Source organism: Micromonospora aridisoli (assembly GCF_056150025.1).
On record NZ_JAXCFK010000206.1, the window covers coordinates 1 to 502 of the forward strand.

Here is a 502-nt window from a genome sequence, read left to right on the forward strand (position 1 = left end):
ATCACGCCGCCCAGCCAGAGCTGCTCGTCGTACGCCCGGAAGCCGTGCACGAGCGCGGCCACCGACTGGCCCATCGCGCCCACGTCCACGACAAGCACCACCGGGCTGCGCAGCGCGGTGGCGACGGCGGCGGTGGACTCGCTCTCCGGCCGGCCGGCCACCGAGTCGTAGAGCCCCATGGTGCCCTGGACCAGCGCGAACCCGGCCCCGGCCGCGCCGTGCGCGAAGAGCGGGGCGATCCGCTCCGGGCCGACCAGCCGGGGGTCGAGCGTGCGTCCGGGCCGGCCGGCGGCCAACCCGAGGTACGCCGCGTCCACCTGGTCCGGCCCGACCTTGAACCCGGCCACCGGGATCCCCCGGTCGGTGAGCGCCGCGAGCAGGCCGAGGGAGACGGCGCCGGTGCCGTGCCCCGAGGAGGGCGCGCTGAGCACGACGCGCGGCACGACGGTCATCATCGACTCCTGGTCTGGGGTGGTTTCCGCCCGCGTGACCATACCCGCCC

The 502-nt window shown here is 76.3% G+C and carries 1 pseudogene; it reads right to left on the reverse strand.

From position 1 onward, the window contains the following. Nucleotides 1-452: pseudogene (locus SM447_RS30130) on the reverse strand (cobyrinate a,c-diamide synthase); the annotation flags it as partial. Nucleotides 453-502: the final 50 nt, after the last annotated feature.